Source organism: Sphingopyxis sp. SCN 67-31 (assembly GCF_001725095.1).
Map to the genome: position 1 here is coordinate 1 of NZ_MEFH01000048.1, position 5,908 is coordinate 5,908.

Below are 5,908 nucleotides of genomic sequence, written 5' to 3' on the forward strand. Positions count from 1 at the left end.
CGCCGCCTTCATCGCGTCGGCATCGGCGCGCGTGCGCACCCCCTGCACCCCCGGCAGGCCGCCGCCGGGGATCGGCAGCATCCGCGGATGGCCGCCGGTCGCCCAGACGAGCTTGCCATAGCCGATGGTCTCGCCGCCGTCGGTGGTGACGCGGTGCGCGGCCGGATCGACGCTGACGACCCGCTTGCCGAGCAGCATCGTCACCGCGCGCTCGTCCCAATATTTGGCGGGGCGCAGCTGGATGCGCTCGAACTCTTTCTCGCCCGCGAAATATTCCTTCGACAAGGGCGGCCGCTCATAGGGAAGCTCCGCCTCCTCCCCCACGATCGCAATGCTCCCGGTAAACTTCTGCGTCCGCAGCATCACCGCAACCTGCGCACCCCCGTGGCCCCCGCCAACTATCAACACGTCGAAGTTCATGGCGGCCTTAGCGCGGCATCGTCGCCACGCGTTCGCGGAACTGGCGGCGACCATAAGCGATCAGCGCGGCGGTGATCGGCGCCACGACGAGCGCGGTGATCGCGATCGACACGTTGAGCTGGCTTTCGTCGCGGATCAGATAATCGCTCATGAAAGCGGGCACGATCGGTCCGAGCGCGGTGCCCAAAATGCCGGTGGTCAGGAGGAACACCGCACCCAGTTGCGCGCGCAGATTGTGCGGCGCGATCATCTGGATCGCCGCCGGGATCAGCACCGGGTTGAAGCCGCCGAGGAACTTGATCGGCCATACCATTACCGCCATCCACGTCGCATTCGGCATGATCGGCATCAAGGCGCCGAAGACACCGAGCCCGATCGCGCCGATCATTGCGAGGAAAAGACAGGCATCGGCGCGGCCCTGCTTGATCAGCCTGCTGGTGTACCAGCCCGCGAATATCATGCCCGCCGGCCCGGCGGTCAGCGACGCGAGCCCGTTGACCCGGCCCGCTTCGTCGGGGTGCCAGCCGTACATGCGGATGAACAGTTCGGGATACCAGGCATCGAGATAGCTGAGGATCGAGAGGAAACCGGCGCCGATGAACAGCGCCAGCGACATACGCGGCCATTCGCCGAAGAACCGGGCGATCGCGGAAAGCGAAAAAGACGCCTTTTCCTCGGCCTCGGCTGGCCGCTTGCGAACGGGCTCCTTGAGCGTCGCGACCCACAGTGCGACCACGATGCCCGGAGGTCCGACGACCAGGAATACCGCGTGCCACGAGCGAAATGTGCCGAGCAGCGGCACCTCGACATAGGGGGTGACGGCGAGCGCGCTGACGACCATGCCGCCGATGATCAGCGCAAGGCCCGCGCCGATGAAGATGCCGAGCGAGTAGATGCTCATCGCGCGCGGCAGGCGCGAATCATCGAAGCGGTCGCGCAGCATCGAATAGGCCGACGGCGAGAGCGTCGCCTCCCCCACCCCGACCATGATGCGCGTCGCCATGAGCTGGGGAAAGGTGCGTGCGAAGGCGCAGGCACCCGTGGCCATCGTCCACACCGCGATTCCCGAGGCGATGACCCATTTGCGCGGATAGCGATCCGCCGCCCAGCCCATCGGCAACGCCATCACGGTATAGAAGAGCGCGAAGGCACCCCCGGTCAGCATGGCAAACTGCGTGTCGGTGATGCCGAGGTCGGCCTTGATCGGCCCAACCATCAGCGTCAGGATCTGGCGATCCAGAAAGGACAGCGTGTAGGCGACCATCAGGACGATGGCGGTATACCAACCATATCGATAGTCGCCGTCAGCGGGCGCTTGATCCTCGGCCTTCATCATTCCACTCCCGCTAAAAATCCGTTGTTCTGAATTCACCCACCACGATCATGGTGTCCCGAGATCGAGGCAGACATATTTGAGTTCGACATAATCCTCGATCCCGTGGCGCGACCCTTCGCGCCCCAAGCCCGATGCCTTGACCCCGCCAAAAGGCGCAAGCTCTGTGGAAATCAAGCCGGTATTGACGCCGACGATTCCCGCCTCGATCCGCTCCGCGATGCGCCAGGCGCGGCCGAGGTCGCGCGTATAGAGATAGGAGGCGAGCCCATATTCGGAGCGGTTCGCCAGCGCGACGACTTCGTCTTCGGTCGCAAAGCGGACGACGGGCGCGAGCGGTCCGAACGCCTCCTCCTCCAGCGCGAGCATCCCGTCACGCATGCCGGCAAGGACGGTGGGCCGGAAGAAGCGCCCGCCGCGCGCGTCGCGCGTTCCGCCCGCGGCAATGCGCGCGCCTTTTGCGACCGCGTCGGCGATCAGGCGCTCGATCTTGTCGACCGCCTTGTCTTCGATCAGCGGGCCGATCTCGACGTCTGGATCGCAGCCCGGGCCAACACGCAGCGCCGTGACAGCGGCGACGAAGCGGTCGAGAAAGGCATCGTGCACGGCGTCCTGAACATAGATGCGATTGGCGCAGACACAGGTCTGTCCTGCGTTGCGGAACTTGCTGTCGATCGCGCCGCGAACCGCGGCGTCGATATCGGCATCGTCCATCACGATGAAGGGTGCGTTGCCGCCAAGCTCGAGACTCAGCTTCTTGATCGTCGGCGCCGACTGGGCATAGAGCGCCGCGCCGACCGGCGTCGAGCCGGTGAAGCTGAGCTTGCGGACGACCGGGTTCGCGCATAGTTCGCCGCCGATCGCGACGGCATCCCGTCCCGTCACAACATTGAGCGCGCCAGCCGGAATCCCCGCCTCTTCGGCCAGCGCCGCAAGGGCAAGCGCCGTGAAGGGCGTCTGCTGCGCGGGCTTGACGACGACGGTGCAACCCACGGCAAGCGCCGGGCCGATCTTGCGCGTGATCATCGCGGCGGGAAAATTCCACGGGGTAATCGCGGCGACGACACCGATCGGTTGGCGCAGCACCATGATGCGGCTGCCCGGTCGCGCGCCGTCGTTGACCTCGCCATAAACGCGCTTGGCCTCTTCGCCGAACCATTCGATGAAGGCGGCGGCATAGGCGATCTCGCTTCGCGCCTCGGCGCGTGGCTTGCCCTGTTCGGCGGTCAACAGGTCGGCGAGCGCGTCGCGTTCGTCCATGATCGCGTCGTGAAAGCGGCGCAGCAGCGCGGCGCGATCTTTGCCGGTGCGCGCGGACCATGCCGGCAGCGCCGCCTCGGCCGCGGCGATCGCGCGGCGCGTTTCGGCAACGCCGAAATCGGGAACCTGTCCGATCACCGCACCGCTCGCGGGATCGCTGACCGGAAGCCACGCTTCGCCGGTCACCCATTCGCCGCCGATCGGACAGGCTTCGCGCCGCAACCGGTTCATTACTGCGCGACGCCGAGCCGCATGATCTTGTGATCACCCGTCGCGAGCGCGACATTCTTGGTTTCCATATAGAAATCGAAGCTCCAGTCGCCGCCATCGCGCCCGATGCCGCTGGCCTTCACGCCGCCGAACGGGGTCGGCAGGTGGCGGACATTTTCGCTGTTGACCCAGATCATACCGGCTTCGAGACGGTCGGAGACGCGCAGCGCGCGGCCGAGGTCGCGCGTCCAGACATAGCCCGCAAGGCCATAGTCAACGGCATTGGCCTTGGCGATCGCATCCTCTTCGTCGTCGAAGACGATGGCAGTGAGCACCGGACCGAAAATCTCTTCCTGCGCGATCCGCATCGAGATGTCGGCGCCGGTGTAGAGGGTCGGCGCATAAAAATAGCCCTGCCCGCCAGCCGGCGCGCCGCCGACCGCGACGGTCGCGCCCTCGCCGCTGGCGACGGCGGCATAGCTCGAAACCTTCTCGAGATGGCGCTGGTGGATCAGCGGACCGACTTCGGTCGCGGCGTCGAAGGGATCACCGACCTTGAGCTGCTTCACGCGCTCGATCAGCTTCGCGATGAAGGTGTCGTGGATCGAGCGCTGGACAAGAACCCGCGACGACGAGGTGCAGCGCTGACCGTTGAGCGAATAGATCATGAAGACCACGGCATCGAGCGCGCGATCGAGATCGGCGTCGTCGAAAACGATCACCGGGTTCTTGCCGCCGAGTTCGAAATGCACCCGCTTCAGCGTTTCCGAACCCTGGCGCATGATCGCGCTGCCGGTCTTGCTCTCGCCGACGAAGGCGACCGCCTTGATGTCGGGATGTTCGGTCAGCCGCCGCCCGGTCGTTTCGCCCAGCCCGTTGACCGCATTGAACACCCCGGCGGGGAGCCCCGCCTCATGCGCGATTTCGACGAGCAGCCGTGCCGAGTAGGGTGACCATTCGGCGGGTTTGTGGACGACGGTGCAGCCCGCCGCGAGCGCCGGCGCGATCTTCCAAGTGGAGAGCATGAAGGGCGTGTTCCACGGCGTGATGACGGCGACGGGACCGATCGGAGAGCGGGTCGTGTAGTTGAGATGCCCCGCGGTCGGCAGCGCCTGCCCATCGGCTGCCCCCGGCGCGCGATCGGCAAAGAAGCGGAAATTTTCGGCACCGCGCAGCGCCGCCTTCGACATGAAGCGCCACGTCTGCCCCGCATCAAGACATTCAACGGCGGCGATTTCCTCGGCCCGCGCCTCAATCAGATCGGCGACCTTGTGGAGAAGGGCCTTGCGCTCGTTTCCCGGGGTGCGCGACCATTGATCGAACGCCGACGTTGCCGCGGCCACCGCCTGGTCGAGCTCCCCCTCGGTCGCGTCGCGTGCCTCGCCGAGCGATTCGCCGGTCGAGGGATCGAAGACGGGAAACAGGCTGCCCGTCCCGTCGACCGATTGCCCGTCGATATAGTGGCCAAGCGGGCGATCGCGGAACGGAGCGGTCGCCCCAAGGGCCAGTTCGCGGCGGGTCGAAGGCATGAAATTCTCCAGCGAAATTGATTATCGTGTTAAATATATAGCGCGATTGAAGCGCAGGTCAAACGACTTGTTCGATCATCTTTCCGAGCTCGCCGGGTTGACATTTATCGTGTTAAGTATCATCGGGGAGCCAGTCAAACACGGGAAGGATGGCATGTTCGCAGGCACCGCCTATGGCACGGCGCTCAATGATCGCAGGCAGGTTGCCGCGCTCGATCCGGCGTTCCGCGCTGCGCCCTATAAAGCGCCGCCCCAGGCCCCCGTCCTTTACATCAAACCCGGCCATTGCGTCGTTGCCGGGGGCGCGGTCGTCGCCCTGCCCGCAGGCTGCGACGCGCTCGGCATTGCGGCGACGGTGGCGCTGCAATGGACGGTGACCGGCGCGACGGCGGTGCGGCTGGCGATCGACGTGTCGATCCCGCACGACAATTTCTATCGCCCCGCTGTCGCCGAACTGGCGCGCGACGGCTTCCTTCCCGTCGGCGCAGCGATTCCCCGGCCCGCCGACCTCGACGCGCTGGAGATCGTGACCGAGATCGACGGTGAGACCGTGCATCGCTGGAGCTTGTCGAACCTGATTCGCAACGTGCCCACGCTGATTGCCGACGTCGCCGCCTTCATGACGCCGATGCCGGGCGACATGCTGTTGGTCGGCACCGCCTTCGACCGTCCGACCGCCGGGGCGGGACGTCGCATCCGCGTTTCGGCACGGGGGTTTCCTGCGCTCGAAGCCCGCATCGCAGCTGCGGGAGACGGCGCATGAAACATGTCCGTCTGGTCCATGCCGGCCGCGAACAATGGGGCGTGTTGAGCGCCGACGGCGCTTCGGTGCACCTCGCGTCGGGGCATGATGTCGCGTTCGACGAGGCTGTGCTTTTGCCGCCGGTGACGCCCGGCGCGCGAATTTTTGCTCTGGGCCTGAATTACGCCGATCATTCAGCGGAGCTGGGCTTCAAGGCACCCGACAAGCCGCTCGTCTTCCTGAAAGGGCCGAACAGCCTTGTCGCGCACGGCGGGACGGCGTGGCGTCCGCGCGATGCCGAACAGATGCATCCCGAATGCGAACTGGTGGCGGTGATCGGGCAGACCGCGCGCAATGTCGCCGAGGACGACGCGCTGGCCTTTGTCGGGGGCTATACCGTCGCCTGCGACTATG

The 5,908-nt window shown here is 65.9% G+C and carries 6 protein-coding genes; 2 read left to right on the forward strand and 4 right to left on the reverse strand.

Annotated elements, in window-relative coordinates:
* The 4 genes from ABS88_RS05335 to hpaE form a co-directional block, all read right to left on the reverse strand.
* Positions 1-420: FAD-dependent oxidoreductase (locus ABS88_RS05335; RefSeq protein ID WP_286749372.1), on the reverse strand; the 420-nt coding region annotated here is incomplete at its 3' end.
* A 7-nt stretch (positions 421-427) separates the two neighbouring features.
* The gene (locus tag ABS88_RS05340; protein ID WP_286749374.1) at positions 428-1,753 is read right to left on the reverse strand and encodes a spinster family MFS transporter; all 1,326 of its coding nucleotides are present in this window, start codon (positions 1,751-1,753) and stop codon (positions 428-430) included.
* Positions 1,754-1,801: 48 nt separating this feature from the next.
* Positions 1,802-3,244 (reverse strand): NAD-dependent succinate-semialdehyde dehydrogenase, encoded by a 1,443-nt coding sequence (locus ABS88_RS05345; protein WP_286749376.1) that lies wholly within the window; start codon positions 3,242-3,244, stop codon positions 1,802-1,804.
* The gene (gene hpaE, locus ABS88_RS05350; protein ID WP_062768036.1) at positions 3,244-4,752 is read right to left on the reverse strand and encodes a 5-carboxymethyl-2-hydroxymuconate semialdehyde dehydrogenase; all 1,509 of its coding nucleotides are present in this window, start codon (positions 4,750-4,752) and stop codon (positions 3,244-3,246) included. The genes ABS88_RS05345 and hpaE overlap by 1 nt, the downstream gene beginning before the upstream one ends.
* A 154-nt stretch (positions 4,753-4,906) precedes the next feature.
* On the opposite strand from hpaE, the gene ABS88_RS05355 reads away from it, so the two are divergent.
* Together ABS88_RS05355 and ABS88_RS05360 are read left to right on the forward strand one after the other, a co-directional pair.
* Positions 4,907-5,515 (forward strand): fumarylacetoacetate hydrolase family protein, encoded by a 609-nt coding sequence (locus ABS88_RS05355; protein WP_286749377.1) that lies wholly within the window; start codon positions 4,907-4,909, stop codon positions 5,513-5,515.
* Positions 5,512-5,908, forward strand: a 397-nt coding sequence (locus ABS88_RS05360) for a fumarylacetoacetate hydrolase family protein (protein ID WP_286749378.1), incomplete at its 3' end; no start/stop codon positions are given. The genes ABS88_RS05355 and ABS88_RS05360, both read left to right, overlap by 4 nt.